At 64.9% G+C, this 25381-nt stretch carries 25 protein-coding genes; 8 read left to right on the forward strand and 17 right to left on the reverse strand.

The window, feature by feature from the left end; all coding sequences use genetic code 11:
• Positions 1 to 207 precede the first annotated feature (207 nt).
• The 4 genes from U5A58_RS13185 to U5A58_RS13200 form a co-directional block, all read right to left on the reverse strand.
• Positions 208 to 378: a hypothetical protein gene (locus U5A58_RS13185; protein ID WP_321911765.1), complete on the reverse strand. Its 171-nt coding sequence runs from the start codon at positions 376 to 378 to the stop codon at positions 208 to 210.
• Between the two features lie 786 nt (positions 379 to 1164).
• Entirely contained in the window at positions 1165 to 1563 is a 399-nt protein-coding gene (locus tag U5A58_RS13190; protein ID WP_321961750.1) for a hypothetical protein, read from the reverse strand.
• 223 nt (positions 1564 to 1786) lie between these two features.
• The gene (locus tag U5A58_RS13195) at positions 1787 to 2263 is read right to left on the reverse strand and encodes a zinc-finger-containing protein (protein ID WP_321911763.1); all 477 of its coding nucleotides are present in this window, start codon (positions 2261 to 2263) and stop codon (positions 1787 to 1789) included.
• Positions 2264 to 2429: 166 nt separating this feature from the next.
• Positions 2430 to 3698, reverse strand: a complete 1269-nt coding sequence (locus tag U5A58_RS13200; RefSeq protein WP_321961751.1) for an MFS transporter — start codon at positions 3696 to 3698, stop codon at positions 2430 to 2432.
• A gap of 190 nt (positions 3699 to 3888) precedes the next feature.
• On the opposite strand from U5A58_RS13200, the gene U5A58_RS13205 reads away from it, so the two are divergent.
• Both U5A58_RS13205 and U5A58_RS13210 read left to right on the forward strand, forming a co-directional pair.
• Positions 3889 to 4515 carry a hypothetical protein gene (locus U5A58_RS13205; RefSeq protein WP_321961752.1) on the forward strand — a complete coding sequence of 209 codons (627 nt, stop codon included), beginning with the start codon at positions 3889 to 3891 and terminating at the stop codon, positions 4513 to 4515.
• Positions 4516 to 4667: 152 nt separating this feature from the next.
• A complete protein-coding gene (locus tag U5A58_RS13210) occupies positions 4668 to 5987 on the forward strand; it encodes a DUF2325 domain-containing protein (protein ID WP_321961753.1) in 1320 nt (439 codons plus the stop codon).
• 42 nt (positions 5988 to 6029) lie between these two features.
• Here U5A58_RS13210 and U5A58_RS13215 read toward each other — a convergent pair whose 3' ends face one another.
• From U5A58_RS13215 to U5A58_RS13225, 3 genes are read right to left on the reverse strand one after another with little or no spacing between them, the layout of a single operon-like run.
• Entirely contained in the window at positions 6030 to 6443 is a 414-nt protein-coding gene (locus tag U5A58_RS13215) for a winged helix-turn-helix domain-containing protein (protein WP_415774219.1), read from the reverse strand.
• Between the two features lie 47 nt (positions 6444 to 6490).
• Positions 6491 to 7093: a nitrogen fixation protein NifQ gene (locus U5A58_RS13220; protein WP_321961754.1), complete on the reverse strand. Its 603-nt coding sequence runs from the start codon at positions 7091 to 7093 to the stop codon at positions 6491 to 6493.
• A gap of 28 nt (positions 7094 to 7121) precedes the next feature.
• On the reverse strand, positions 7122 to 7550 hold the full coding sequence (locus U5A58_RS13225) for a TOBE domain-containing protein (RefSeq protein WP_321961755.1): 429 nt from the start codon (positions 7548 to 7550) through the stop codon (positions 7122 to 7124).
• Between the two features lie 175 nt (positions 7551 to 7725).
• On the opposite strand from U5A58_RS13225, the gene U5A58_RS13230 reads away from it, so the two are divergent.
• Both U5A58_RS13230 and U5A58_RS13235 read left to right on the forward strand, forming a co-directional pair.
• Positions 7726 to 8619, forward strand: a complete 894-nt coding sequence (locus tag U5A58_RS13230) for an extracellular solute-binding protein (protein WP_415764436.1) — start codon at positions 7726 to 7728, stop codon at positions 8617 to 8619.
• Positions 8616 to 10481: an ATP-binding cassette domain-containing protein gene (locus tag U5A58_RS13235; protein ID WP_321961756.1), complete on the forward strand. Its 1866-nt coding sequence runs from the start codon at positions 8616 to 8618 to the stop codon at positions 10479 to 10481. The genes U5A58_RS13230 and U5A58_RS13235 overlap by 4 nt, the downstream gene beginning before the upstream one ends.
• A gap of 414 nt (positions 10482 to 10895) precedes the next feature.
• Here the strand turns inward: U5A58_RS13235 and U5A58_RS13240 are convergent, their stop codons facing one another.
• The 7 genes from U5A58_RS13240 to U5A58_RS13270 all read right to left on the reverse strand — a co-directional run bounded on the left by U5A58_RS13240 (position 10896) and on the right by U5A58_RS13270 (position 17318).
• Positions 10896 to 11918 (reverse strand): hypothetical protein, encoded by a 1023-nt coding sequence (locus U5A58_RS13240; protein ID WP_321946024.1) that lies wholly within the window; start codon positions 11916 to 11918, stop codon positions 10896 to 10898.
• Positions 11919 to 12597: 679 nt separating this feature from the next.
• Entirely contained in the window at positions 12598 to 13212 is a 615-nt protein-coding gene (locus tag U5A58_RS13245; protein ID WP_321961757.1) for a thioredoxin fold domain-containing protein, read from the reverse strand.
• A 154-nt stretch (positions 13213 to 13366) separates the two neighbouring features.
• Positions 13367 to 13963 carry a hypothetical protein gene (locus U5A58_RS13250; protein WP_321961758.1) on the reverse strand — a complete coding sequence of 199 codons (597 nt, stop codon included), beginning with the start codon at positions 13961 to 13963 and terminating at the stop codon, positions 13367 to 13369.
• Positions 13964 to 14151: 188 nt separating this feature from the next.
• Positions 14152 to 14631, reverse strand: coding sequence for a DUF1348 family protein (locus U5A58_RS13255; RefSeq protein WP_201699544.1), 480 nt, complete (start codon positions 14629 to 14631; stop codon positions 14152 to 14154).
• Positions 14624 to 15358 (reverse strand): TetR/AcrR family transcriptional regulator, encoded by a 735-nt coding sequence (locus U5A58_RS13260; RefSeq protein ID WP_321961759.1) that lies wholly within the window; start codon positions 15356 to 15358, stop codon positions 14624 to 14626. Before U5A58_RS13260 ends, U5A58_RS13255 begins: the two co-directional genes overlap by 8 nt.
• Positions 15359 to 15428: 70 nt before the next feature.
• On the reverse strand, positions 15429 to 16403 hold the full coding sequence (locus U5A58_RS13265) for a DMT family transporter (protein ID WP_321961760.1): 975 nt from the start codon (positions 16401 to 16403) through the stop codon (positions 15429 to 15431).
• Positions 16404 to 16493: 90 nt separating this feature from the next.
• Positions 16494 to 17318 (reverse strand): AraC family transcriptional regulator, encoded by an 825-nt coding sequence (locus U5A58_RS13270; RefSeq protein WP_321961761.1) that lies wholly within the window; start codon positions 17316 to 17318, stop codon positions 16494 to 16496.
• Positions 17319 to 17569: 251 nt separating this feature from the next.
• Here U5A58_RS13270 and U5A58_RS13275 point away from each other — a divergent pair, with 251 nt between their 5' ends.
• Positions 17570 to 18184: a YceI family protein gene (locus U5A58_RS13275; protein WP_321961936.1), complete on the forward strand. Its 615-nt coding sequence runs from the start codon at positions 17570 to 17572 to the stop codon at positions 18182 to 18184.
• A 32-nt stretch (positions 18185 to 18216) separates the two neighbouring features.
• Here U5A58_RS13275 and tdh read toward each other — a convergent pair whose 3' ends face one another.
• Both tdh and U5A58_RS13285 read right to left on the reverse strand, forming a co-directional pair.
• Complete coding sequence (gene tdh, locus U5A58_RS13280; protein WP_321911740.1) at positions 18217 to 19248, reverse strand: L-threonine 3-dehydrogenase; 1032 nt, start codon at positions 19246 to 19248, stop codon at positions 18217 to 18219.
• 17 nt (positions 19249 to 19265) lie between these two features.
• Positions 19266 to 20465, reverse strand: a complete 1200-nt coding sequence (locus tag U5A58_RS13285; RefSeq protein ID WP_321961762.1) for a glycine C-acetyltransferase — start codon at positions 20463 to 20465, stop codon at positions 19266 to 19268.
• Positions 20466 to 20607: 142 nt separating this feature from the next.
• Here U5A58_RS13285 and U5A58_RS13290 point away from each other — a divergent pair, with 142 nt between their 5' ends.
• From U5A58_RS13290 to U5A58_RS13300, 3 genes are all read left to right on the forward strand, one after another.
• Positions 20608 to 21261, forward strand: a complete 654-nt coding sequence (locus U5A58_RS13290) for an XRE family transcriptional regulator (protein WP_321934015.1) — start codon at positions 20608 to 20610, stop codon at positions 21259 to 21261.
• Positions 21262 to 21359: 98 nt separating this feature from the next.
• Positions 21360 to 21767, forward strand: coding sequence for a DUF2471 family protein (locus U5A58_RS13295; protein ID WP_321911736.1), 408 nt, complete (start codon positions 21360 to 21362; stop codon positions 21765 to 21767).
• A gap of 95 nt (positions 21768 to 21862) precedes the next feature.
• Positions 21863 to 22855: a tyrosine-type recombinase/integrase gene (locus tag U5A58_RS13300; RefSeq protein ID WP_321961763.1), complete on the forward strand. Its 993-nt coding sequence runs from the start codon at positions 21863 to 21865 to the stop codon at positions 22853 to 22855.
• 106 nt (positions 22856 to 22961) lie between these two features.
• Here U5A58_RS13300 and U5A58_RS13305 read toward each other — a convergent pair whose 3' ends face one another.
• Positions 22962 to 24167 (reverse strand): DNA-binding protein, encoded by a 1206-nt coding sequence (locus U5A58_RS13305; RefSeq protein ID WP_321961764.1) that lies wholly within the window; start codon positions 24165 to 24167, stop codon positions 22962 to 22964.
• Between the last annotated feature and the right edge of the window lie 1214 nt (positions 24168 to 25381).

The following is a 25381-nucleotide window of genomic DNA, read 5'->3' on the forward strand; positions in this document are numbered from 1 at the left end:
AGCGGCCTCCGTTAGCGAGTACAAGCGTGGGCGCGAGCGCCCCGGCGCAGGCGCGCGCTGCGCGGCGGGTCGTTCGCAATGTGTGGTTGAACTGGTTCATGTCGAAGCACCGGCGTTTGGTTTATTGCGCGAACCCCTCGCGCGGCGCGTATGGCCGGCCGGACCGGCTCGGCATACGCGCGGGGGTTCGTGTACATCTCGTCTGATTCAGACCCGAAACACGCGCGCTCGCAAGTCTCGCCAGCGCGCGGCGAGTCGCGATTCCCGGCAGGGCGGCGGCGCGCTCGCGCGCTCACGCGCGCCGAGCACATCGGGATGGAGGGAGTGCTGCGTGTGCTGCAGTTGCGACAGGTGCGGCAAAAGAAGGCCGAAGTTCATACTGGTTCTCCTGGCGTCACAGGGGACGCATCGGGGAGGAAAGCCAGCAGACCCGGCAGAGCGCAATCTTTCAGCGCGCGGCGGCTCGCGTCTGCCCGCTTTCCTCAGTGCAATTCAAAAGGAAGCGGCATAACGGATAACTGTCACTGTCAGACATCGGAACTCCTTATCGTCACGGCGGCTGGCCTCGGGCGCTTGCCTCGAGCCGGTGGCCCGAACGCGAAGCGCCTGGCAGGCGCGCATGTGTCGATCCGCGCGTCGCGCAAGAGGGCGCAACGAACGAACCGTGCCGCAAGCGCGCGTCGATCAGGGCGGGCTTACGGCGCGATGTCGGCCATCCGCGACGCTCGATACGTTCGAGTCGCTGCGGCGTCGGTCGACGCTAATCAAGAGTGCACGAGGATTTACTGCTAGACGCGCACCATCTGCCTGGCTGGCAAGACGGCGGCTGAAAGAAAGGGAGCGCGGACGTCCTGCCGGTCAGGCAGCGAAACTGTTCGAAGATCGACAACTGCTACTGTCCAAGGCGTCAGCCCCTTTTGTTAAGACGGGCGAATTTTAGGCGCGCCACCTGTCCGAAGTCAACACGATTCGCGTCCGGCGTCAAATCTCGTGCCAATGTCGCCACAGCGCCGGCTGGTGGCGCGAATCGCGGCGTCAATTGCGCCATCCGTTGCGCTGCCAATCGCGTCGATCCGCTCGCCTCTCAAAAACAGGGATCGTTCACTTCACCCTCCTGCTTACTGCCTCAACCCGGCCGCAATGCGCATACCCGCCGCGCCCACATTACGCGCTTTTGCGCAATGCCTGCTGGCTGGTTTCGCCGGCACCCATGCGCTCGAGCCGCTCGCTTGCCTCGGTCAACGCCCACAGCGGCGCGCTTTGCAACTGCCGGTCGTATACCGCCACGAGCTGCGCGACCGCCTCGAAACCCGCTTCGTCCAGCTGCCAGCCGCCGCCCGTGTTGCCGCACTCGAAGCAGGCGATCAGCGCGGCATCGGCCGAGCGCACCTTTTCCGGTTCCAGAACGCCGTATCCGGCCTCCGCAATCGATTGCGCGAGCACGTGTGCATGGAGCAAGGCGCGTGCGTCGTCGCCCGTGCCGCCTCGGCGGATCGCAGCGAGCGCGAGATGCACTTGCAGTGCGAGTTCGTTGGCGACCGCGTGCGGGATCGGCAGCAGCATCGACTTGCTGCGTCGGGGGCGACCGGCTTGCGAGCGCTGCGGAAAAGGGATGGTCCTGGCCATGGAAGGGCAAGTAAGAGTCTGTTCCGTGCAATAACGGCACGCCGCGCCGAAGGTTAAGCGTCGAGGCGCAAATCGAATGTAACGATCAGTGACAGACATGCGCCGCGCATCGGCTGGCGAACGGACGGCACGTTGACCGTGGCCCCGCGGTGACAGCGCTTTAGCGCGGGCTGCCCTCGCCCCCAACCTCGCCGCCGGCCTGCCCGCGCCGCGCGGCCATGAACGCCTCGATATGGGCGATGGCCTGCTCGCACTGCTCGAGCGTCAGGAGATGAATCGACGGATTGGGCAGGTCGAAACCCAGTTCCTCCCCCAGCCAGCGGATAGCCTTGCCGCGCGCTTCGAAGGCGTTGACCTTGTCGCGCCGCATCTTCGCGGCCACCAGCGGTTCGAGCGCGTCGTGCAGGCGGCTCTTGGCGTCGCGCAGGGCGGCGTTGGCAAGCCGGCCGAGCGGCACGTTGCGCGTGCTACGCGCGGGCACGCCGATCCAGGCCTCACAGGGCGTGCAGACCCACAGCGGGCCGTGATCGTCGCGGTACGGGTAGGCTTCGTCGGCAAAGCGCGCGAGCACCGCTTTCGCGCCGCAGTAATCGCACAGTGGCTGCGGCAACGCCTTGACGGGACGGCCTACGCGCATGCGGCGCTCCTCGGGGCGATGGTCAATGAATGCATGACTTGACGGGTGGACGAGCGAAACGGTGGCTCGCTGCGAGCGGGCCCCGGAGAAAGGATAACGGCAAACACCGGCGCGCGGCATCGGCGGGACGGCGCGCCGCAGGCCGCGGCGCGCGTATGAACAGGCCCTAGTTCGCGCTCGCGGTGGCGCGTGTTTCTTCGCGTTCGAGCGAGCGCGTGTCGCGCAGGGCCGGAAAGAGCCGCATCCATAGCAGCGCAACGCAGATCGTCGCCACGCCGCCCACGAGGACGGCGCGCTGCGCACCCCACCAGCCCGCCGTGAGCCCCGATTCGAACTCGCCAAGCTGGTTCGATGTGCCGATGAAAAGCGAATTGACCGCGCTCACGCGGCCGAGCGTTTCGTTGGGCGTGCGCAACTGCACGAGCGACGTGCGCACGACCACGCTTACCACGTCCGAGGCGCCCAGCACCGCCAGCGCCATCAGCGACACGACGATGTTGTGCGAGAGCCCGAACGCGATCGTCGCGCAGCCGAACACGATCACGCCGCCGAACATCGCAAGGCCCGGCCGGCGCCGCAGCGGAAAGTGCGCGAGCCAGATCGAGCCCGCCAGCGCGCCCGCGGCCGTCGCCGAGCGCAAGAGCCCGAGCGCGATGGGCCCGGCGTGCAGGATGTCGCGCGCAAACACCGGCAAGAGTGCCGTCGCGCCACCGAACAGCACCGCGAACAGATCGAGCGACAACGCGCCGAGAATGACGGGCTGCGAACGGATGAACGCGATGCCCGAGAACACCGATTCGAGCGTGACAGGCGTGCGCGCGGGCGGTTTTGCGCGCATCGGAATCGTGCCCGAGAGTGCGGCCGCCGCCGCGAACGCGAGCGAGCAGGCCGCGTAGGCCGGCGTCGCGCCGATGCCGTACAGCAGCCCGCCCAGCGCCGGGCCGACGATGTTCGCGGTCTGGTTCGCCGAAGTCGACCAGGCGGTTGCATTAGGGAGTTGTGCGCGCGGCACGACGCCCGGGAGCAAGGACGAAATGGCGGGCGACTCGAACGCGCGCGCCGCGCCCACGCACGCGGCGAGCACGTAAATGAGCGGCGCGCTCAGCCAGCCGCCGATCGTGCCGGCCGCGAAGGTCAGCGCGGCGGCGCATTCGATGAGCTGGCATACGGACGCGATGCGTCTGCGGTCGTAGCGGTCCGCCACGTGGCCGACGACGAGTGTGAGGCAGAACATCGGCAGGAACTGCGCGAGGCCGACGAGACCGAGCGCGAACGCGCTATGCGTGAGCGCGTAGATGTGCCAGCCCATGGCGACGGCGAGCATCTGGAACGCGAGCGACGACAGCACGCGCGCGCCATAGAAGCGCTGGAAACCGCGATTGCGCGAAAGACTGGGCGGGTCGTCGGACGCCGCCTCGGGAGAGGGTGTGGTCATTGAACAGCGGGAAAAAGCAAAAAATCGGGTGCGTGCGCAACCAGGCAAAAGCGAGGCGCAAAACGGCGATTTTAGTTCATACGGCCTGGCGCCACAGAAACATGACGCCGTGCGATTCATGCGCTGCGTCTCTAAATCGTTATATCCTATAGAATACAACGAACGAACATCCAGCAGACGGAGGCCGCAAGTGGCGAGTGGTCGGCGCCTCGTAAGCGCAACATCGATATCGCAGGCGCGTGGCGCACCCGCGCCATCCGGCGCGGACGGCTTCGCAGCCACGATCACCACGCTGCGTCCCGCGTCGGGGCACGAGCGCGCGGAATTGATCCGCGACGTGATCGACGCGTTCCGGCGGTTGCGCAACAGCATCGAGCGCTTCGAGCACATGCTCGCGCGCGGCGACGGCGGCGCTGGCGGTGCTCACGCGGCACACGTCGGCGCTTCGCTGCAGCCGCTCCTTCTCGCGCTCTCGCGGCGCATCGATCTTGCCCGCTTCGCCCGCCAGCGCGAACTCAAGCGCGCCATTCGCGACGCGCGGCGCCTCGACAAGACGCGCGATGCGCTTTTCAGCGACGCATTCTGTCTCGATACCGAAGCGCTGCGCAGCACCGTGGCCGAACTCGAGCGGCTCGATGCCGCCTTCGTCGGACTCGGCGTCGAGCATGTCCTCGCGCAGCACGCGAACGCGGCCAATGCGCGTTCCGAAGCGCATGCGTGCGAGGCGGTGGCGGACCGCTCTGTCGCCAAAGCCAAAGCCAAAGCCATCGCCGTCACCGCTGTTGCAACGGCGCTCGTGCGCGAACCTGCCGCCTGAAGCGCACGCCCGGCCGACAGCCGATAGTCGTTATATTCCATGGTATATTGCGCTGAAGGCGTGAGCAGCCGGAGGCGCGTGGCCGCGTCGAGGCACGCTCGCCGCGTACGCCCATGCACAGCCCCGTGTCGCGCACCGGATCAGAGGTCACCATGCACGCACCGCCGTTCCGCCTCGCCCGCACACCGGGCGGCACTCCTGCCGAAGAGACCACACTGCGCGCCCTGGGAAGCGCAGACTGCTGCGGCCCTTCGCAAGCCGAACTCGCCCGCGCGCGGCAGCGCACGCGCCTGGCCGAACTCGACGCCCATCTGCACTGCTCCATCATCGGCACCTGCCTGAGCACGCACGAGCTGCGCAAGCTCGTCCCGAAATTCGCCCGGCTCGACGCCCAGCACGCGAGCGATCTCGAGATCCACCATGCCGCGGTCGAGCTGGCGATAGAAGGCGGCGCGGGCGCCAAGGCATTGCAAAAAGCGCTCGACACGCGCTATGCAGGCACGTTGCGCCGTTTCGCGACTGCGCGCGACGCACAGGCCGTGCTCGCGCTCTGGAATGAATCGCTCGCGAACGGCGACATTCCGCCTGCGTACTGGGCGCTGATGACACATCCGGTCACGACGATGGAAGTGCGCCAGGCCGCGTTCGGCGAGTTGCACATGCTCTCGCACCTGGTTGGCGCCGCCAATCGCGCCGACTTGCGCCGCCTCGTGGCGCTGGAAGCCGAGAACGCCGAACTACAGGCCAGGATCGAGCGCCAGCAGGCGCGTCTGCACGAGATGAGCCGTGAACGCGACGCGGCGCGCCATGCCCTCGATGCACAAACCGCGCAACTGGCGGCGCAGCGCGAGACAACGCCGCAGCAGGCGCAGCTCGAAGCGCTGCAGGAAGCGCTCGCGGCACGCGACGCGAGGGTCGCGCTGCATACGAGCCGCCGCGAAATCGCCGAGCAGCGCGCGAATGCCGACGCCGCCGCGCTCCACACGCTGCGCGCGCAACTCGACGAAGCCCATGCGCTGATCGACGCCTTGCGCGCCGAAGTCCACGCCATGGAGCAGACAACGCAAGCGCACGAAGACCCACAGGCCCAACACGCGCTTCCCGAGAATGCGCTCAGGGGCCGCCGCATCGTCTACGTGGGTGGCAGGCCCGGTTCGAATCACGCCCTCAGGCGCTGGGTGGAGTCGGCGGGAGGCGAACTGACGGTGCACGACGGCGGCGTGGAGGATCGCAAGGGGCTGCTCGCAGCGGCGCTTGCGAACGCGGATCTGGCGGTGTTTCCCGTGGACTGCATCGACCACGATTCAATGAGCACGCTCAAGCGCGTGTGCGAACGGCATCAGGTAACGTGGCACCCGCTGCGCACGGCAAGCCTTGCCAGCTTCGTCGAGTTGATGGTGCGGCTGCATGCGAACGCAACGCCCACGCTCACCGCGGTGCCCGTCTCGCGTTTCTGCTTGCGCCACGGCTAAGCGCCTGACGCTGGCGGCAGTGCGCCGCCGCGTTACACCAGCTCAGCTTTTGATGAGTTTGACGAGCGCCTCGATCTCGGACTCGCAAACCGTTGCGGCGCGCGCCTCGATGCTGCGATACAGGCGCACGATTTCTTCGCCGACCGGCGTGAGCATGCTGCCACCGCCGCTCTGCCCGCCATGCTCCGAAACCGTGGCTGGCGACTCCAGCGCGCGGTTGAGTTCGTCCATCAACAGCCACGCGCGCCGGTACGACATGTTCATGCTGCGCGCCGCAGCCGAGATCGAGCCATGCTCGCGAACGGCTTCGAGCAGCGACACCTTGCCTGGCCCGAGCGCGATCGTGCCGTCCTGAATGATGCGCATGCGAAAACGCACTTCGGGTTCAGCCGGTTTCTGCGCCTGTGCGGTCGCGGGAGCGTCGGTACGCGGTTGATCATTGGGGGACTTGGTCATGCGCGCAAGCATACACGATGCGTGCCGCGCGCCGCTCCCCTGGACGGCTAACGCCCGGCGGGAAAGCAGAAACCGAAGTCCTCGCAGCCGGGGCAGCCAGGCGCAGGACCTGGCGTGGTGCCCGATGCCCGCGCGAGTTCGCGCGCCAGCAGTTTCTTCCAGCGCAAGCCTTCCACGTTGCGCGCCACGACTTCGGGGAAAAAGCGCTCCAGCATGCGTGTCACGTCGTCGCGGCCACGCAGGCCAAGATCGCGCCAAAGATGATCGGGCCGCAGACACGCGTGGGCAATGATTGCAGCGAGGCAACGCACGTCGTCGGGGTTGGCTTGCGGCGCGGCAAGCGCAACGAGAAAGGCATGCATTGCCGTGGCGAATGCGGCGTGCGACGCCTCTGTCACCGCGTGCGCGTGCAGCGCTTCATTCGTCACCGTACACACGAAATGCCGTGCGCCGAGCGCCTCGATCTGCGCGCGCGATAACCCAAGCAACGGCAATTCGCCGCGCACCTCGCGCGCCGCAACGAGCCGCGCGAAGAGCCAGGCATCCGGCGTACGCGGCGCCGCTGGCGCACCCGTCAGGGCGTCACAGCGCGCCGCGGCCAGTGCATCGAAATCGCGCGACGGCGGCGCCGCAGCGGATTCGTCACTCATCGCGCTCACGTGCGATTGCAGCCGCGCATCAACCGTCTACACCGACGATCACACTCGACGCCTTGAAGAGCGCCGCAGCCTGCTTGCCCGCCGCGAGGCCGAGACGATCGACGCTGTCGTTCGTCACGATGGCTGCGATTTGCGCGCCGCTCGGGGCCGCGAGCACGACTTCCGCATTCACCGCGCCCTTCGTGACCGACGAAACCGTACCGGCGACGACATTGCGCGTGGACACCTTGCTCGTATCGCCGTCGACCATCAGGATCACCGACGATGCCTTCACGAGCGCGAAGGCCGGCTTGCCGGCGGCGAGACCCAGCGAAGCGGCGCTGCCATGCGTGATGATCGCGACGATCTCGAGGCCGCCGTCGGCCTGCAGCGTGACTTCGTCGTTGACGGCGCCGGCCTTGACCGCGCTGATCTGGCCGGAGAAATGATTACGGGCGCTGGTACGCATGAGGGCCTCCACAATTGAACAGGACATTGAACCGGGAAAAGAACTGGACCCTCAGTTTAGCCGTGTCAGTGTGACGCGCACAGGCATTGATCGCCAAAATAGCCATTTGGATAAGCACATGATCACAGCAGTCCATCGTAATATATTGGCCTTTATAACGAACGGGGTGTCGAACATGTTTATCCGCAAGCTGGTGGCCTCAGTCGTCGTGATGAGCGGTGTGATGGGTGCAATGGGCGCAAGCACCAACGCATTCGCCGACGAATCCGATGTCAATGTGCTCTATGCAGGCTCGCTCGTGAACCTCATGGAAAAGAGCGTGGGCCCCGCGTTCGAAAAGGAAACGGGCCTGCATTTCAAGGGCTATGCAGCGGGCTCGAACAAGATCGCCAATGAAATAAAGGGCAAGCTGCGCCGCGGCGATGTGTTCATCAGCGCGAGCCCGAAGGTCAACGCGAGCCTCATGGGCGAGGCCAACGGCAATCACGTGACGTGGTACGTGAATTTCGCCGAATCGCCGCTCTTGATCGGCTACAACCCGAAGAGCCGTTTCGCCAACGACTTCAAGACGAAGAAGTGGGATCAGGTGCTGCAGGAACCGGGCATTCGCCTTGGCCGCACCGACCCCAAGCTCGACCCGAAGGGCGCCTTCACGGTGGAACTCATGACGAAGGCCGCGCAGGCGTACAACCAGCCTGACCTCGTCGAGAAGACGCTTGGCGCGCCGGATAATCCCGAGCAGGTGTTGCCGGAAGAAACGCTCGTTGGCCGCCTGCAGTCAGGTCAGCTCGACGCGGGCTTCTTCTATTCGACCGAAACCTCCGACCTGAAGATTCCGGCGATCCACCCCGCGCCCGAACTGAAGATCAAGGCGAACTACACGCTCACCATCCTGAACGACGCCCCCAACAGCGCCGGCGCTGCGCGCTTCGTGAACTTTCTGCTTTCGGCAGAAGGCCGCAAGCTGCTCGCCGAGCACGGCGTGGACGTGACGAAGCCTGCCGTCAACGGTCAGGGCCAGGCAATCCCGCCGTCGGTCCAGGCCGTGATCGACGCCGCACAGCAATGACACAAGCCGCGCAGGTTACTGCGAACGTTGCAGTGAAGCGCTCGCAGCCGCTCTGGTGGCTCGGCGCGCTGCTCGCGGTCTACCTGTGCGCGCCGTTCGTCGCAAGCATTCCGCAGATCGGCCAGGCGGACTGGGCCGGCGTCGACTGGCACGCCACCTGGTCTGCGGTCGGCGTATCGGTGGCGAGCGCGAGCGTGGCCACGCTCGTCATCTTGCTGGGCGGCGTGCCGCTCGGCTACTGGCTCGCACGTTCGCGCGCGCGCGGCATCGCGCTCGTCGGCTTCGTCGTGCAGTTGCCGCTCGCGCTGCCGCCGCTCACGAGCGGCGTGCTGCTGCTGTTTCTGATCGGGCCGTATAGCAGCATCGGTCAGCTTTTCGGCGGCTCGCTCACCGACTCGTTCACGGGCATCGTGCTTGCGGAGACCTTCGTGGCCGCGCCCTTCCTGATCGTCGCGGCGCGCTCGGCGTTCAACGCCGTCGATCCCGTGTACGACGACGTCGCCGCCACGCTCGGCCATCATGCCGCCAGCCGTTTCTTTCGCGTCACGCTGCCCATTGCGTGGCCCGCCATCCGCGCGGGGCTCGCGCTCGCCTGGCTGCGCGCGTTCGGCGAGTTCGGCGCGACCGTGATGGTCGCGTATCACCCGTATTCGCTGCCTGTTTATACCTATGTCGTGTTCGGCGGCCAGGGCCTGCCAGCGATGATGCCGCTCCTCTTGCCAACGCTCGGCATTGCGATCATCTGCGCGGTGCTTTCCGTCTATAGCCGTGGCGCGCGCTCGACGCTGGCGGTGAACCTCGACAACGGCGACGAACTCACCAGTATCACGCCAGGCGCCACCGCATCGGATAGCGCCGACCTGCGTCTCGCCTTCGCGGCGCGCCGGCACCTCGGCGCGTTCACGCTCGACGTTACGTGGCAGCCGCAAACCCGCCGGCTCGCGATCATCGGCCCTTCGGGCTCGGGCAAGTCGCTCGCGCTGCGCATCGTCGCCGGGCTCGAACGCAATGACGCGGGCTGGGTCACGCTCGGCAAGACCGACCTCGGCGCGCTGGCGCCCGAGCGCCGCCAGATCGGCTACATGCCGCAGGACTACGGACTCTTTCCGCACATGACGGTGGCGCAGCAGCTCGCGTTTCCCGTCGATGCCGACGCCGCCAGCGCACGCTACTGGCTCGCGCACCTGGGCCTCGACGCGCTCACCGAGCGCCTGCCGCACCAGCTCTCGTTCGGCCAGCGCCAGCGCGTGGCGCTTGCGCGTGCGCTCACGCGGCACACGCAACTGCTGCTGTTCGACGAGCCGTTCGCCGCGCTCGACACGCCGCGCCGCCGCCGCCTGCAACAATCGTTGCGGGCGCTGCAGCGCGAGGTGGGCGCGGTGACGGTGATCGTCACGCACGACCCCGACGAAGCCGCCCTGCTCGCCGACGAAGTGCTCGTGCTCGAACAAGGGCGCGTGTTGCAGGCGGGCGCCGTGGCCGACGTATTCCAGCAGCCCGCCACGCTGCGCGTGGCCGAATTGCTCGGCCTGCACAATGTAGGCGAGGGCATCGTGCGAGCGGGCGGCACGATCGAAACGCCGACGGGACTACGCCTGCCGTGCGCCGATCCGTCGCTCGCGGCGGGCTCGCGCGTGATGTGGCGGGTCTCGCCGCGCGCGCTCGTCGCGACGCAGGAGGGCGCGTGGCAAGGGCGCATGGCGGGCACGTCGCTGCGTCACGGCGACCGCTACGTTGCCGTCGAGATAGCGGGCGTTACCTTCGATATCGCCGCCGAAGACGCGCCGGCAGCGCAATCCGACGACCTGCGCTTCACCATCGACGCGAACGGCGTACTCGCCTGGCCGGCGCACGGCGCCTGACCCACGACTCCTGAAAACGCTCACCTTTTGCGCCGAAGTGCGAGGCCCGATGTCGAGGTCGAAGACAAAAAAGCCCCTTTTCAAGGGGCTTTTTGCTTAAACGGTTAGCGATTCGAAGCGCAATTTTGCACCGTTGCTCACGGGTCCCGAAAACGCTCACCTCTTCGCCTCTCTCGCTCACTCGCGCAAGGTTTCGATTGCTAACACCTGGTACTCGGCAATATTCGCATCCCTTAACCTGGGACTACCAGGAAAATCTTGCGCGCTGGAACCAGGCTCTCCTGCACTTCGGGATCACGAAACGTCCGCGGCAGACAGGCGGCCACGGTGATGACGACATGCTTTGTCAACGAACCGTCGCAATCCCCCGCACACCGCTCCCGAATCTTCTCACCTATGACCGTACGGCCGCGCTCAGATCATGAAGCGGCTGTCTTCGACGAGCACGCGCGGCAACGGTTGAAGATCGGTGCGCGCGAAGCGCACCAGTGAGAACGCGCGCAAACCCTGCGGGCTCGCCGGCAGGTGCGCGAGAGGAAATATGATCGAGGCGCTGTTGTCCGGGCCGCCATTCGGAAGCAGGACGTTCATCGGACTCAGGCAGATCTCGCGCATTTCGACGTTTGTGTACTGCGCGGGATTCGCGAGTACGTTGCAGATCACCGAAAGCTGGTGTTCGAGCGCTTCGCTCTTCAGGCCGAGCGCGGCGATCTCGCGCTCGTTCTGCGCGATCTGCGCCTCGACCTTCGCCACTTCGGCGACGTTTTGCGTGGCTTGCTCGCCCAGCATGCGTTGCGTGCCCGCGCCGTGACGCGTGAGCAGTTGCAGGCGCGTTCTGAGGAGCGCGCGCTCCTGTTCCAGCACGTCGCGGCGCGACTCGTCGGCGCCGATCTGCGCGAGGCCTTCGAGTGCGATCTGCTCGACAACCCGCTCCACGATCTGCTCGCGAAGCTCGCTTTCGGTTTCGCCACACACGCGCACCTGGTGGTCGTCGAAACTCAGCGTAGTCTGCATGACATCGGTGTGCACCTCGTCGCCATACTGCTCGACACCGAAGGCACGGCGCTCGTTCAGCGCCATGCTGAGTACCGCGTAGGTCTCGCGCGCAAGCGAATGGCTCTCGAACCATGCATGCAGTTCAGGCGAGCGGCTCAGCACATGGGCAACCTCGTCGGGCGCAGCGAAAAAAGCGTGGATATAGGGGTCGCTCGACCATGTAGCGGCGCTCGCTTCGTGTGCGTGCGGCATGCGGTCCACCACGTCGCGCACGTATGCGACGGACTGAGCCAGTGCCGGCGCAAGCCGCTCGCGCCACTCGGGCACGAGCCTGAGCGTAGGGCTGAGCACGAGCAGACGCTCGATCAGCGTCTGGATTTGTGGCGATTGCGGCACCTGCTTCGCGCGGGCGCGCGGCCAAAGCCTGTCCAGGATACCCATGGAAAACTCCGTTGCAGACCGCTTACGCGCGGTGGCGGTGAAGCGCAGGGCGCATAACGAACCCTCTTGTCGCAAATGACTATACCGCGAATCACAACCCGCTCGCGGCGACGCTGCCGCAGCGCAGCAACGGCTCGCGTTGCGTTCACGCTCCCGGAAACGCTCACCTTCGCGTGAACTCACACGGGCCGCATCGGGCTGAACCGGGCCGCCGACGTGCGAAACGGTGCGACGAAAAATCGCGCGCCGCACACTGCAGTGAGCCCACTCTCCCGCATATGCTCACCTTCAGTTTTCTTTGCGTTGCTCACCTTGCAACGCATGTTTGTGCAGTGCTTCGGCACCGCTGTTCCCGTAAGCGCAGAGCGCTCAGCATTGCGGCGCAAGCCTCCTCGCACATATTTTTACCGCCAAACGGCGCGTGTATATTAATTTGCTATCCGAATCAATTGCCTGGCTACCGGTCCGCTATCGTCGAGCACCGCCTCGTGGCGCGAACGTTCGCTACGCCCATCGGCCTTGCAACACGTTCCGCCATCGTCTAGCAGGTGTTTGCGCCCCGCGAGAGTAAAGGTGAGGCTTTTCGGGAGGAGCGCAGCGAGTTCGACTCCTGGAACTCCTCACCTATCGTTGTATCGGTGAACTCACGATGCAGCGAATGACTCACCGCCGCACGCGCTCAACGATATTTTTTCAGCTCGGCATCGGTAATCGGTTGCGCGGGCAGATTCAGCATGCCCGGCAGGTCGTTCAGTTTCGGCAAGCCGCTGACATTGGCCCAGCGGCCGCCCGATCCCTGATAAATCAGCGTAGGCGTACCGTCGAAACCGAGGTCCTGAAAGAGCTTGATGTTGTTGTCGAGCTTGTTCTTGTCGGCCGCGGGAATGTGTGCGAGCGGTGCGATACCGCCCGATTCGTCCTTCTCCGAGTAGTGCGTTTCGAGTTCCTTGAGCAGCGCGGCGCCATCTTTCGCTTCCAGCAGCGCGGCCGCTTTGCCCGCCGAATCGGCCTTCAGAAAGCCCATAGGAATCCAATGCACCTGCAGGCCCACCGCTTCATACGGTTGCAGCGCTTTCCACACCAGGTGACAGTAAATACAGTTTGGGTCCATGAAGACATAAAGCGTCGACTTCACGTTCGACCCATTCGCACCTTCGACGATCGCACTTGCATTCTGCAAACTCGCGGCGGCCGTTGCGGGCAACCAGGTGGGTTCAGGTGCGTCGGCCGCCATGGCGCCAGCGCTCAGGGCCAGTGCGCCTGCGGCGATCAGCATGCGAGTGAACTTCTTCATCCTTTTCCTTTGACGTGGGTAGCGCGTCGCGTCTCGCGCCCGGTAAAGCGAAGGCTCGTATCTTAGGGTCAGGCCGTGGCGCGCGCCTGACGCCAATATGACAAAGGCGTCAGGTTATCAGCAAAGGTGAGAGTTTGCGGGAGGACGTCGGGCCCTAGAACTTGAAGCGCAACTGAAACCCGATGGTGAAGGGAAGATCGTCAGAAGGTATCGGCGGAATGACGATGAAGTTCACGCCCACGCGCTTGTACGCGACCATCACGATCGGCGCGACCACCGGCCCGATCGTATGGTCGTGGCCAAGGCCCCAGTTGCCGTAGTTGTAGCCGGAGATGATGCCGCCCATCGCCGCGAGCCTCACGAAGCCCCAATGCAGGAATTCGGGCGCCCACACCGCGCCGCCATAGTACGAGGGCCGGCGCAGCGAATTGCGAAAACCGCCGGCCGTGAGCGCCCACGTGTCGCCTGGCCAGCATTCAATGCCGAGGCCCGGGTTGAACTGTTCGAAGTCCTTGTCGGGATGAATGTGGTACGAGCCGACCATTGCGTCCACCCACAGGCCCGAACTACACCAGTTCGCCGCATGCGCCGACTGCGCGGTGCCGAACAGCAGCAGCGGCAAGAGCAGCAAAGCAGCAGTCGCGCCGCGTTTCGTTTGCTTCGCTTTCGTTGTCGCCTTCGTTATCGCCTTCGTCGCCGCGCCCGTTATCGTTTTTGTTGCTGCGCCACCTTGCTTCTGCCAAAACCGCATGGGCTCTCCGTCCTTTATTGCGCCGATCCGCGAGGGCGGTCGTCTGTTTTCTGATTGCTGGTTCGCGGTGAATGACGAACTGTACCGCAACCCGATGCGTGCGCAATGGAGCCCTGGCTCGGATCGGGCGACTCGTTCGCCGCTGGCATGGTGCCACCGGCGCGAGTCGTTCCGATGAAAGCGAAGCGTCAGAGACCGAGGTCGGAGAGACCCGGATGGTCGTCGGGACGGCGCCCGAGCGGCCAATGATAGAGGCGATCCGCCTCGCGGATCGGCAGGTCGTTGATCGATGCGTGACGGTGCGCCATCAGGCCGTTCGCGTCGAATTCCCAGTTTTCGTTGCCGTATGAGCGGAACCAACTGCCCGAATCGTCATGCCACTCATAGGCAAAACGCACCGCGATGCGATTGTCCGTGTACGCCCATAGCTCCTTGATCAGGCGATAGTCGAGTTCGCGCGCCCATTTGCGCGCGAGAAATTCGACGATCGCCGCGCGGCCCGTCACAAACTCGGCGCGATTGCGCCACACGCTTTGCGGCGTGTACGCAAGCGAAACGCGTTGCGGGTCGCGCGTGTTCCAGCCGTCTTCGGCGGCGCGCACTTTCTGCATGGCGCTCTCGCGCGTGAACGGCGGCAGCGGCGGACGCACTTCGGGCGAATCACTCATGGTCTTGCTCCTTGCGTTGGGCAGCGCGCCGGGATGGTGCGCGGAATGTAGATCGGCTTTCGGAACGGTTGCGGGATTCGGGAGCGCTTTTTGGCGCGAGGGCTTCGAGCAACGATCGGCCTGCCGCGCGCGCATCGAGCGCCGCATCGGCGTCACCGCTCACGAGCGCCACGCCGATCGCGCCGTCGATCAGGATCAGCCATTGGCGCGCGAGGCGTGCGGCGACACGGCGATCGACGCCGACGCTCGCGGCCCACGCATCGCTTTGTTCGCGCACGAAGTCGAGCAGGCGCGCCTTGTGTTCTCGCGCGACCACGCGCGCGGGGTCGTCGGGCGAGGCGATTTCGCCAGCCGCGTTGAGAAACGCACAACCGTGAAAGCCTTCAGACGTGAACCACTCGCGCAATACGTCGAACATGCCGATGAGGCGTGCCTGCGGCGTGCGTCCGCGCGCGAGCGTACCGGCGATGAACCAGCGCATCCAGCGTTCGTCGCGCCGTGAGAGCGCGGCCGCAACCAGCGCGTCCTTCGATTCGAAATACGTGTAGAAGCTCTTGCGCGCCGCCCCTGCCGTGCGAACGATCGCATCGACGCCCGTTGCGTGAATGCCGCCCGCGTAGATCAGCGCCTCGGCGGCGTCGAGCAGGCGCGCGCGCGCGTCGAGCTGCGGCGCTTCCGTGTTCGCTTGTGTGTTCGGCTCGGGGTTCGTTACAGCGGGCGGGCTCATGGCTAGTCTCGTTTCAGCGGGAGAATGATCGTTCTCCGAGCCCGTAATGTAGAACGATCATTCTCCCAAGTCAAGACACCTTGCTGTTGCGCGCGCCGCGCAGCGCGCTGATGCGATCCCAAAGTGCGCGTCCCGAAACCGCGAACACGGCGGCCACGACCAGTGCGAGGCCCAGCACGCGCGTGGGAGTCAGCGGCTCGCCGAGCAGCACCGTGGCAAGCGCCACACTCGACACGGGCGCCACAGCTGTGAAGACCGCGGCCTCGCCGCCTGGCACACGCGCCGCGCCTGCGTACCAGAGCCAGAATCCGCCGACTGTCGGCACGAGCGCGTAGTAGGCCACGCCGAGCACGGCATGCAACGGCACGGTGTGGGCCGCGCCAAGCCAGCCGGGTAACGCGCACAGGCCCGATACGACGAAGCCGATTCCCGTCATCGCACTAGCCTGCGCGAGTGGCGGCCACGGCCGCGAAAGCCGTTTGTTTAGCAGGACGAACAGGCTTTCGCACACGACCGCGCCGAGTATCATCGCGTCGCCCGTGAGCGAGCGCGCGCCATCGCGGTGTTCCCCGGGCGCGAGCGTGACCATCGCCACGCCGAAACTCGCGATCGTCACCGAAACGAGCGTGCTCGCACGCAGCCGCTCGCCCAGCACCAGCGCCGCCGTCAACGCACACACGGCGGGAAGCGTGCCGAGGATAATGCCGGCGTCGCTCGCGGAGGTCCGCTGCGTGCCCGCGATCAGCAAGACCGTATAGCCGACGCTGCCAATGGCAGCCTGAGCGACGAGCAACAGCGTGTCGCGCAGGCCAGGACGCGGAAAGGTCGTGCCGGTCAGACGCATGAGCAGCAGAAAGACCGGCAACGCAATGGCGAAGCGCAGCGCGGTGCCGGACAGCGGATCGAGCCCGGCGCCAATGGCCTTGCTGGCGATGACCGTGCTGCCCACGGTAAGCATGGCCGCCGTCAATTGCCAATGGGCGACGGATCGGGGGGAGAAGGTTAAGCGCCGCGTGCTTTCGCGCGACGGCAATCGTATCGACATGGAGCGCTCCTCGTGGTGATACGCCTGTATAGGCTCACCACGGCGCGCCGTCTTGGATCGTTGTGCGTCAGCGCTCGAGGCGCATGGGACTCATGCTGCGCGCGCGAGCCGGTAGCGCCCCGGCGAAACACCGAACTGCCGCGCGAAGGCGCGGTTCAGGTGGCTCTGGTCGCAGAAACCGGCGGCCAGCGCGGTCTGCGCGGGCGCCGTGCCCGCCTTGAGCAGACGCCGCGCGAGCGCCACGCGGCGATGCAGGATGTAGCCGTGCGGCGCAACGCCGAACGCACGCAGGAAGCCGCGATGGAGCTGGAATCGGCTCAGCCCCGCCGCCTGCGCGAGTTGCGCGAGCGAGAACGGCTGGGCCGGATCGGTGTCGATCATGTCGCGCACGTGCTCAAGCGATGCCGGCGAGCACTGCGCCAGCGCGCGGCGGTGGCCGAGCGCCTCGACGAGACGCGTCATGACTTCGAGCGTAGCGGCGTCGAAAGCCATGTGGGAGAGGTCGCCGTTTTCGTCAGTGACGTGGGCGAAGGCCGCATCGAACAGCGCACGCAAATGCGGCTCCCTGATCACCGGCGCGTGAAGCGCGAAAGCGGCGTCGTCGCCCTGCGTGATGTCGGCTTGCAGCGCGTCGACCCAACGCGGCTCGAAATACAGCATGCGCCACGTGCGCCCGGCGGCGTCGAGCGGGCGGCCGTCGTGCACCTCGCCCGGATTGACTAGGATGAGGTCGCCCGGCACGGCCTCGACCTGGCCCGCGTCGCTCAACGAGACATGACCGCCTCGATCGATTACGCCAATGCCGTACTGATCGTGCGTGTGACGCCCGAACGAGCGCACGGTCGCGGCCGTCATCGCGTCGACGTCGCGCACGAGCGTGGCGTGAAAACACACGGCGTGGTTCGTGGCTGGCATGGATCGGCTCTCCGCGCTTCGGGCTCCAATGCGCGTATGAAACCCGAGTTTCGCGCGGCGCGCAATATGCGCGTGACCGGGACGGGCAGCGCGATCCGTCCCCGTCGCGTTATGCTTCGCGAGGCGCGTGGAAGAAACGCGCGCCGTCAAACGTACTGATGAGTATCGACGAGTTAAAGGGAACAGAGATGAAAGACCGGACGCCTGAGTCGCTTGCGCGCCTCGTTTGCGGCTCGCGCCGTGCCTTCTGCATGGCACTGTGTGCTGCGAGCCTCGCCGCGTGCACGCCGCTGCGCGTGGTCACGCACAGCGTAAGCCGCACGGAAGCCGACGTGCCGGCGGGGCGCTACGCGATGGACGCACATCACTGGAGCGTCGTATTCGACGTCGATCACCTCCATTACTCGCGCTTCGTCATGCGCTTCGACCGCGCACAGGCAACGCTCGACTGGACGTCAGGCGGCCTCGAAACAGCCACGCTCGAAGCGGTGATCGACGCCACGAGCCTGAACACCAACGTCAGCGCGCTCGACGCCATGGTGAAAGGCCCACAGATGCTCGACGTGCAACGCTATCCGGAGATTCGTTTCACGAGCACGCACTTCACGCGCACGGGCGAGGCGCGCGGCACGCTCACGGGCAATCTCACGATACGCGGCGTGACCCAGCCGGTCACGCTCGACGTCACCTTGAACGGCTACGCGCCCAATCCGCTCACCAAGCAGCCCACGCTAGGCTTCGCCGCCACAGGTCATTTCAACCGCTCGGCGTTCGGGTTGACGAGCTGGTATCCCGCCGTGGGCGACGAGATCGGCGTGCGCATCGAGGCCGAATTCGCGCAGCCGGGGCCGGAACAACCGCAGTAAAATCGCCGCGTATTCAGGAAACCGCCGCGCGTTCAGGCCGCGGTCCAGTCGAGAATCACCTTGCCGCTTTCGCCCGAGAGCATGGCCGCGAAACCCTTCTCATAGTCGTCCACGCTGAAGCGGTGCGTGATGATGGGCGAAAGATCGAGCCCGCTTTGCAGCATGGCGACCATCTTGTACCAGGTCTCGAACATCTCGCGGCCGTAAATGCCCTTGATTTCCAGCCCCTTGAAGATCACCTGGTTCCAGTCGATGGCGGTTTGCGCGGGCGGAATGCCGAGCAGCGCGACCTTGCCGCCGTGGTTCATCGACTCGAGCAGCGCCGTGAACGCGCTCGGCACACCCGACATTTCGAGGCCCACGTCGAAGCCTTCGGTCATGTGCAGTTCGTTCATCACATCGCGCAGCGACTCGCGCGCAACGTTCACGGCGCGCGTCGCGCCCATCTTGCGCGCGAGTTCGAGCCGGTAGTCGTTGACATCGGTGATGACGACGTTGCGCGCACCCACGTGCTTCGCGATCGCCACAGCCATGATGCCGATTGGCCCCGCGCCCGTAATCAGCACGTCTTCGCCCACGAGGTTGAACGACAGCGCCGTGTGCGTGGCATTGCCGAACGGATCGAAGATCGCCGCGAGCTCGTCGGAGATCTCGGGCGGAATCTTGAACGCGTTGAAGGCCGGAATCACCAGGTATTCGGCAAACGCGCCTTCGCGGTTCACGCCCACGCCCGTGGTGTTGCGGCACAGGTGGCGCCGCCCCGCGCGGCAATTGCGGCAAAAGCCGCAGGTGATGTGCCCTTCGCCCGACACGCGGTCGCCGATCTGGAAGCCGCGCACCTCCTGGCCCATCTCGACGATCTCTCCCACGTACTCGTGGCCCACGTGCATCGGCACCGGAATGGTTTTCTGCGCCCAGTCGTCCCATTTCCAGATGTGGATGTCCGTGCCGCAAATCGCCGTCTTGCGGATCTTGATCATCACGTCGTTGTGCCCGACTTCGGGCTTCTTCACGCGCGTGAGCGTGAGGCCGGGCGCGCGTTCGAGTTTGGCAAGTGCTTTCATTTGATTCGCAATCCTTGTTAAATCACGCCGAGCTGCCTGCCGACGCGTGCAAATGCCTCGACGGCGCGCCCGATCTGCTCGGGCGTGTGCGCCGCGCTCATTTGCGTGCGAATGCGCGCGCGGCCCTTGGGCACGACGGGATACGAAAAGCCGATGACGTAGACGCCCTCGTGCAGGAGCGCGTCGGCCATTTTCGTGGCGACCTGTGCGTCGCCGAGCATTACGGGAATGATCGGGTGCTCGCCGGGCACGAGCGTGAAGCCGAGCGCGCTCATGTCGCGGCGAAACTGCGCGCCATTCTCGCGCACGCGGCGGCGCAGTTGCGCGCCTTCGTCGCTCGCAATCAGCTCGAGCACGGCAAGCGAAGCGGCCGCAATGCTCGGCGTAAGCGTGTTCGAGAAAAGATAGGGACGCGAGCGCTGGCGCAGCAGGTCGATCACTTCCTGCTTCGCCGCGATATAGCCGCCCGATGCGCCGCCCAGCGCTTTGCCCAGCGTGCCGGTGATGATGTCCACGCGCTCAAGGACGCCGCAGTGTTCGGGCGTGCCGCGTCCATGCTCGCCGATGAAGCCCACCGCGTGCGAGTCGTCGACCATCACGAGTGCGTCGTAGCGGTCCGCGAGATCGCAAATGCCCTTGAGGTCGGCAATGATGCCGTCCATCGAGAACACGCCGTCGGTGGCGATGAGCTTGTAGCGAGCGCCCGCTGCGTCGGCTTCCTTCAGCTTTGCTTCGAGGTCCGAAAGATCGTTGTTCTTGTAGCGATAGCGGCGCGCTTTCGAAAGACGCACGCCGTCGATGATGCTCGCGTGATTGAGTTCGTCGCTGATGATGGCGTCGTCTTCGCCGAGCAGCGTTTCGAAGAGGCCGCCGTTCGCGTCGAAACAGCTGGAATAGAGAATGCAGTCCTCGGTTTTCAGGAATGTCGCGAGTGCGCTTTCGAGCTGCTTGTGCACGGTTTGCGTGCCGCAGATGAAACGCACCGACGCCATGCCGAAACCATCGCGCTCGAGGCCGTCTTTGGCGGCGGCGATGAGGCGCGCATCGTTGGCGAGGCCGAGGTAGTTGTTTGCGCAGAAGTTGAGCACGTCGCTACCGTCTGCGAGCCGGATGTCGGCCGACTGCGGCGTGGCGATCACGCGCTCGTTCTTGTAAAAGCCATCCGCGCGGATCTGGTCGAGCGTCGCGCGCAAGTGGTCGAGATACGGGGTACGCATGAATCGTGCTCCTCACATAGCTGCGGACTACCGCGGTTTTGCCTGCGGTTTGCTATAGTCGCCGTCAGTTGTTAGCGAAAAAATCCGTTATTTCGAACTCATTTTCGATATGTCGAACGCACTCTAATCGATGAGGCCGTGAATGGCAAGCACCCGTAAATCGCGCGCCGCACCGGCGAACGCCCTTCCTGACGCGAGCGCATCGGCTGCGACTGGCACCCTGCCTGCGTCGGCCGTATCCGCCGCCGCGCCGCCGCGCGTGGGCGAGCAAATCCAGCGGCTGCGCTCCGAGCGCAAGATGACACTCGACGACCTCTCGCGCGCGGCGGGCGTCTCAAAATCCATGCTATCGGAAATTGAGCGCGACAAGGCGAACCCGACCATTGCGGTGGCCTGGCGGCTCACGAATGCGCTGGGCGTCAAGCTCGATTCGCTGTTCGCCGCCCCGAAGGCGCCCGAGGCGATCGCCGTGGCCGGGCCGCACGACATCCCGACGCTGCACGGCCACGACGCCGGTTACCAGTTGCGTGTATGGGGACCGATCGAGCTGGCCGGCAACTTCGAGTGGTATGAACTGACGCTCAAGCCAGGCGGAGCGCTGGTTTCGGCCGCGCACGAACCGGGCACGCGCGAACATCTGACGGTGCTGCAGGGGAGCATCGAGGTCGAAGCGGCTGGCACCAAAGCGCGCCTGAAGGCCGCAGACACGGCGCGCTATATCGCCGACCAGCCGCACGCCATCCGCAACGCGGGCAAGGGCGAAGCGCGCGCGCTGCTGGTGGTGATTCACGGCTGACCGAGCGCCTCACCGCTAGCTTTGGCCGAACGGACGAGGCTGCGCGATCGGCTCGACTACTGTATATTTATACAGTAAAAGCCCGACCGGAGCCGTCGATGTCCCTCCCAACCGAACTGCCGCGCGAGCACGATCTGGCGGCCTTGCGCTTTCAGGCCGCCGCGCGCGACCTCGAACTGATCGTGCGCAACATCTCGCAGCGCTATATCACGCGGCAGGTGCCGCTCACCTGGCGGCTGCTGCATGCCATCGAGGCAGAAGCGCTTGCGGATCTCGGCTTCGCCAGCCGCCACGACGCCCTCATGCTCGGCCTCTTTCAACGGCCCGGCGACCTTGCCTGGCCGGAAACCGACGAAACGGTCGACTTCGGGCAATCCAACGCACTGCCAGCGGTATTCGCATTCGCCGTCTCGGCCTATGAGCGCGCCGCGCAACGCGCGGAAGAATCGCGCCGACACGCGAAGCACAACGACGCTGGGCGGCGTGCCAGGCCTTGGGGTGGTTGATCGCTGGCCGCGGACGCATCGCGCGGAACGAATTCAGTGCGATGGTCATTCGATCGCTATAATGGGCTCGTAACGCAACTAACGGAATGATAGAGATGGCGTCCTCCACTTCCTCACGCGACCTCTTCGACCAGCAACGCCAGGACTGGCAGCGCGACCCCGTCGCCGCATTCGACGCATGGCTCGCCTCGCAAGACTTGCGCCGGTCCTCCGCCGAGGTTTATCGCGTGCAGTGGGGACGCTTTCTGGAATGGCTCGCGCTCAAGCGCAAGACGGTCATGACCGTGGATACCGGCACGATCGCCGAATTCGTTGCAAGCCTCGATGTGAAAAAGCCGCAGCGTCTTCGCTACCTGCGGCTCATCGAGCGCGTGCTCGATCACGTGCGCGAAATCGAACTCGCCTCCACGAACCCGGCGCGCTTCATCGCCCAGGACGGCGAAGCCGCGTGGCGCAACGCACGCGAGAACGAGCCGACGGGTTTTCTTGGTGTCGTCGAGCGCGCCGCGATCATTGGCCAATTGTTCTCGCCGCTCGTCGAGCCTTCTGCGGCAAAACGATGGCGCGAACGCCGGGACCGGGCGCTTGTTGCCATCTTCCTGGGCGGTGGATTGAAAACGGGTGACGCCATTTCACTCACGCTCGACTGCGTGGCGATCGGCTCGGAATGGGTCACGATCGAAGCCGCCAACCCGGCATTTACGCGCGTCACGCGACTGACGCCATTTGCCGTCGATGTGCTCGGCGCCTGGCTCGAAGCACGCAGACTGGCCGGACTGCCAGGACAACTGGTGTTTCCGGGCTCGCCGTCCGGACGTCCCATGCACAAGGCCACTGTGCTTCGCGCCATCGACGCATTGATGGAAGCCGCCGGCGTGGCCGAAACGCGCGCCGAGCGCGCGAGTCCCCAAACCTTGCGCAACACGTTCGCGGCGGACCTGTTCGAGCGCGGCGTGGATACGGATCAGGTAGGGCAGTGGCTCGGTTTCCTGCAGCCGATCTCCGCGGGGCGGTTGCATCGCGCATGGAAAACGTGGGCGGAACGCGAGGCAGCGCAACACGCTTCGGTAGAAAGCGATAAGACGTGAAACGTCGCGTCGGCGCGTGGTTCTGTAGTTGCGGAACGCGTACGCGTCTCCCGTAAAAGCTCACGTCTCCGGGCCGGGCTGGCTTGGCGCATCGTCCAGTCAGCGCTCAGGAAGTCTGTTCGTGCGAATGCTTGCCGGCCATGAAGCGCGCGTACGCCGCAAGCTTCGACGCCCCCGTTCCCGAGGTGTGCTCGCACTCGGGGCAAGTGAATTCGAAACCATCGTCCACTTCGGACAACTCCGGCTCTCCTTCGTGACAGTTCGGGCAACGCGCCGGCAACGCAACGTGACCATCGACCGAGGTGCCGAGGCTTGCCAGTTCGGTTTCGCCCAACCGGCCCGCGGCGGCGAGTGAACAGAGCACGGTCGCGATCGACGCGTCGAGTCCTTGCTGGCCGCGCAATGCCGTGACTTGCCGGGTGAGCACGTCCACTTCGTCAGACCGTTCGCGCAGCACGGCGTCCAGCCGGTCGGCGCGGGCCTTCGCCGTCGCCAGTTGCTGGATGAAATCGAATTCCTTCTTGCTGGCATCGCGCTGCGCCGCCTGCCAGGTCGACGACATCGAGCGCAACGAATCCAGTTCGACCAGCATGGGCTTGACGCGCCGTTCGGCCTCGGCAAGCGCATCCTTGATCTGCTGCGCGTAGTGCTCGGTGCTCTTGCGCATCTCTTCGTGCAAACCGTCAATGCGATCGCGCAAACCCGCGTTGGTCGTCTGTTCCACCTCGACCCGCTTGCGCAGCGCGTCGTTTTCCGTTTCCAGACGCTGTATCACGACTTCGCGGTTGCCATGCGCCGCGGCGCCATGCGCGGATGCAGCGGCAAGCTGACTTTCAAGTTCACGCACCCGCTCATAGGCCGCTTCCACGCGAGCTTCGCTGCGTTGCAGCATTTCATCGGCGGCCGAGCGCCGGGCTTCGGCCTCCCGGGTCGCCTGCTCGGCATCGAGGCGACCGGCCTCGAATTGCGTGCGTTCTGCCTGCAGGGCATCGCCTGCGAGCGCCAACGCTTCCTCGAAAAGCGCGCCAAGCAGTTCGCCTGCACGTTCTTCGAGCGCGGGCGGAATTGCTCCGGCGCCCACACGCACTTTTGACGTCGCGCGAATGCGCTGCCAGAAAAGATCGATGTCCTTGGGGATGTCGCTTGCACTGCCTGTCTGGGTCAGTTCCCGAACGGCAGCCATCGACGGCTTGATTTCGAAATCGAAGAACAAGCGTTTGCAGGCATGTAAGGAAAGCTCCTGCCTGCGCGCGCCGTTGTGGCGCAAATTCTCGATTTCTTCGCGGATTGCCTGGCGGTCCTGGTCTCGCATATTCGTCTTCTCGGCAGGGGAGTGGACGAATAATAACAAATTACGTTCTATTTGCTACGTTTTTGAGTGTCGGTACTGCTGGAGGTGGCCAAAGGTCATTGCGCAGGCGTTTTCTGACGATGCAAGGCGAGATCGGCTGGGTCTTTCCGTGAAACAAATCGAAGTTTGTTTCATAAGCCCTTGTAAATGCGCGTTTTTTTGGCCTTATTTTACGGCTATCCGATGTTTCACGCGAGCGGACTTCTGGACTTCGTCAAGGCGGTGGGATTGGGATGTGGATATCTCCAATCGCTCGCGGGGGGATTCTTGCTTGAGAGATATAAAAGTAAACACCCTTGATACCGGTTAAAAACGTTAACGCCACGGCAAATCCTTACCTGGCGGGGCTTTCCGGGTGATCAGGTGAAGCTTTACGGGACCCTGGGTGAGTGCCTGCGGGAAAGTTCGGTGACGGGCTTCGGGAATACCGGTGAGCCACTGCAGGAAAGGACGTGAGTGGGTTCAGGAGCGGGCGGATTCTTGATTTCCCGGCAAGGGTGAGGCAATGCGGGAGGCCATGGGCGGACAGGTCGCGCGTAGCTGGGCTCGACTGCGATGTTACGGGAAATGCAACGGTGAGCGGGTTCGGGAGCACAGATTTGCGCCATTTTTCGGCTAAATCGAGGGGCTGCAATGCTTAGGGTGAGAAGTATCGGGAAAAAATGCGGATCGAAGGTGAAGTTTTTCGGGAGCCGGAGCCCGAAATCGGGCGAAATGGGCGCTTCGAGGGTCCAAAGGTGAGCCTTTACGGGGGCGTGTACGCGAACCGGGCGGATTTCCCGGCAGCCTGTCACGCGTTGCCGGGGATTTTTCACGTCGAAAGGTGAGGATTTTCGGGGGATTTCCGCAGTGCCGCGAAACCAGCGGCGGCCGTCCGGTCAAGATCGATAAGGTGAGGCTTTTCGGGAGCCTTTTTTTGCGGATTTCACGGCCAAGGTGAGCATATTCGGGAGGAAGTTGGTGTTCACTGCGTTGCAGACGCCGAAAATACGCGGGTGCGGGTGGTGCTTCTCTCCACTGGAATCCTGCTTGGGTGAGATTATTCAGGAGCGCACTTTCGGCAAGCGCGCATCTGTCCAAATGTACTGTGTTCGCCTGAGGTGAGGTGATACGGGAGTTGATATCGCCTTCCCGGGTCCGCCACACATGTGGATAAGTCACGGAATTCATTGATT

The organism is Paraburkholderia sp. J7, from assembly GCF_905220155.1.
Lineage (GTDB): Bacteria > Pseudomonadota > Gammaproteobacteria > Burkholderiales > Burkholderiaceae > Paraburkholderia.

What these genes read in the sequence shown, in the direction of transcription:
- U5A58_RS13185 (WP_321911765.1), bottom strand. Translation starts at nt 378, where the DNA reads ATGAACTTCGGCCTTCTTTTGCCGCACCTGTCGCAACTGCAGCACACG.
- U5A58_RS13190 (WP_321961750.1), bottom strand. Translation starts at nt 1,563, where the DNA reads ATGCTGCTGCCGATCCCGCACGCGGTCGCCAACGAACTCGCACTGCAA.
- U5A58_RS13195 (WP_321911763.1), bottom strand. Translation starts at nt 2,263, where the DNA reads ATGCGCGTAGGCCGTCCCGTCAAGGCGTTGCCGCAGCCACTGTGCGAT.
- U5A58_RS13200 (WP_321961751.1), bottom strand. Translation starts at nt 3,698, where the DNA reads ATGACCACACCCTCTCCCGAGGCGGCGTCCGACGACCCGCCCAGTCTT.
- U5A58_RS13210 (WP_321961753.1), top strand. Translation starts at nt 4,668, where the DNA reads ATGCACGCACCGCCGTTCCGCCTCGCCCGCACACCGGGCGGCACTCCT.
- U5A58_RS13215 (WP_415774219.1), bottom strand. Translation starts at nt 6,443, where the DNA reads ATGACCAAGTCCCCCAATGATCAACCGCGTACCGACGCTCCCGCGACC.
- U5A58_RS13220 (WP_321961754.1), bottom strand. Translation starts at nt 7,093, where the DNA reads ATGAGTGACGAATCCGCTGCGGCGCCGCCGTCGCGCGATTTCGATGCA.
- U5A58_RS13225 (WP_321961755.1), bottom strand. Translation starts at nt 7,550, where the DNA reads ATGCGTACCAGCGCCCGTAATCATTTCTCCGGCCAGATCAGCGCGGTC.
- U5A58_RS13230 (WP_415764436.1), top strand. Translation starts at nt 7,726, where the DNA reads ATGTTTATCCGCAAGCTGGTGGCCTCAGTCGTCGTGATGAGCGGTGTG.
- U5A58_RS13235 (WP_321961756.1), top strand. Translation starts at nt 8,616, where the DNA reads ATGACACAAGCCGCGCAGGTTACTGCGAACGTTGCAGTGAAGCGCTCG.
- U5A58_RS13240 (WP_321946024.1), bottom strand. Translation starts at nt 11,918, where the DNA reads ATGGGTATCCTGGACAGGCTTTGGCCGCGCGCCCGCGCGAAGCAGGTG.
- U5A58_RS13245 (WP_321961757.1), bottom strand. Translation starts at nt 13,212, where the DNA reads ATGAAGAAGTTCACTCGCATGCTGATCGCCGCAGGCGCACTGGCCCTG.
- U5A58_RS13250 (WP_321961758.1), bottom strand. Translation starts at nt 13,963, where the DNA reads ATGCGGTTTTGGCAGAAGCAAGGTGGCGCAGCAACAAAAACGATAACG.
- U5A58_RS13255 (WP_201699544.1), bottom strand. Translation starts at nt 14,631, where the DNA reads ATGAGTGATTCGCCCGAAGTGCGTCCGCCGCTGCCGCCGTTCACGCGC.
- U5A58_RS13260 (WP_321961759.1), bottom strand. Translation starts at nt 15,358, where the DNA reads ATGAGCCCGCCCGCTGTAACGAACCCCGAGCCGAACACACAAGCGAAC.
- U5A58_RS13265 (WP_321961760.1), bottom strand. Translation starts at nt 16,403, where the DNA reads ATGTCGATACGATTGCCGTCGCGCGAAAGCACGCGGCGCTTAACCTTC.
- U5A58_RS13270 (WP_321961761.1), bottom strand. Translation starts at nt 17,318, where the DNA reads ATGCCAGCCACGAACCACGCCGTGTGTTTTCACGCCACGCTCGTGCGC.
- U5A58_RS13275 (WP_321961936.1), top strand. Translation starts at nt 17,570, where the DNA reads ATGGCACTGTGTGCTGCGAGCCTCGCCGCGTGCACGCCGCTGCGCGTG.
- tdh (WP_321911740.1), bottom strand. Translation starts at nt 19,248, where the DNA reads ATGAAAGCACTTGCCAAACTCGAACGCGCGCCCGGCCTCACGCTCACG.
- U5A58_RS13285 (WP_321961762.1), bottom strand. Translation starts at nt 20,465, where the DNA reads ATGCGTACCCCGTATCTCGACCACTTGCGCGCGACGCTCGACCAGATC.
- U5A58_RS13290 (WP_321934015.1), top strand. Translation starts at nt 20,608, where the DNA reads ATGGCAAGCACCCGTAAATCGCGCGCCGCACCGGCGAACGCCCTTCCT.
- U5A58_RS13295 (WP_321911736.1), top strand. Translation starts at nt 21,360, where the DNA reads ATGTCCCTCCCAACCGAACTGCCGCGCGAGCACGATCTGGCGGCCTTG.
- U5A58_RS13300 (WP_321961763.1), top strand. Translation starts at nt 21,863, where the DNA reads ATGGCGTCCTCCACTTCCTCACGCGACCTCTTCGACCAGCAACGCCAG.
- U5A58_RS13305 (WP_321961764.1), bottom strand. Translation starts at nt 24,167, where the DNA reads ATGCGAGACCAGGACCGCCAGGCAATCCGCGAAGAAATCGAGAATTTG.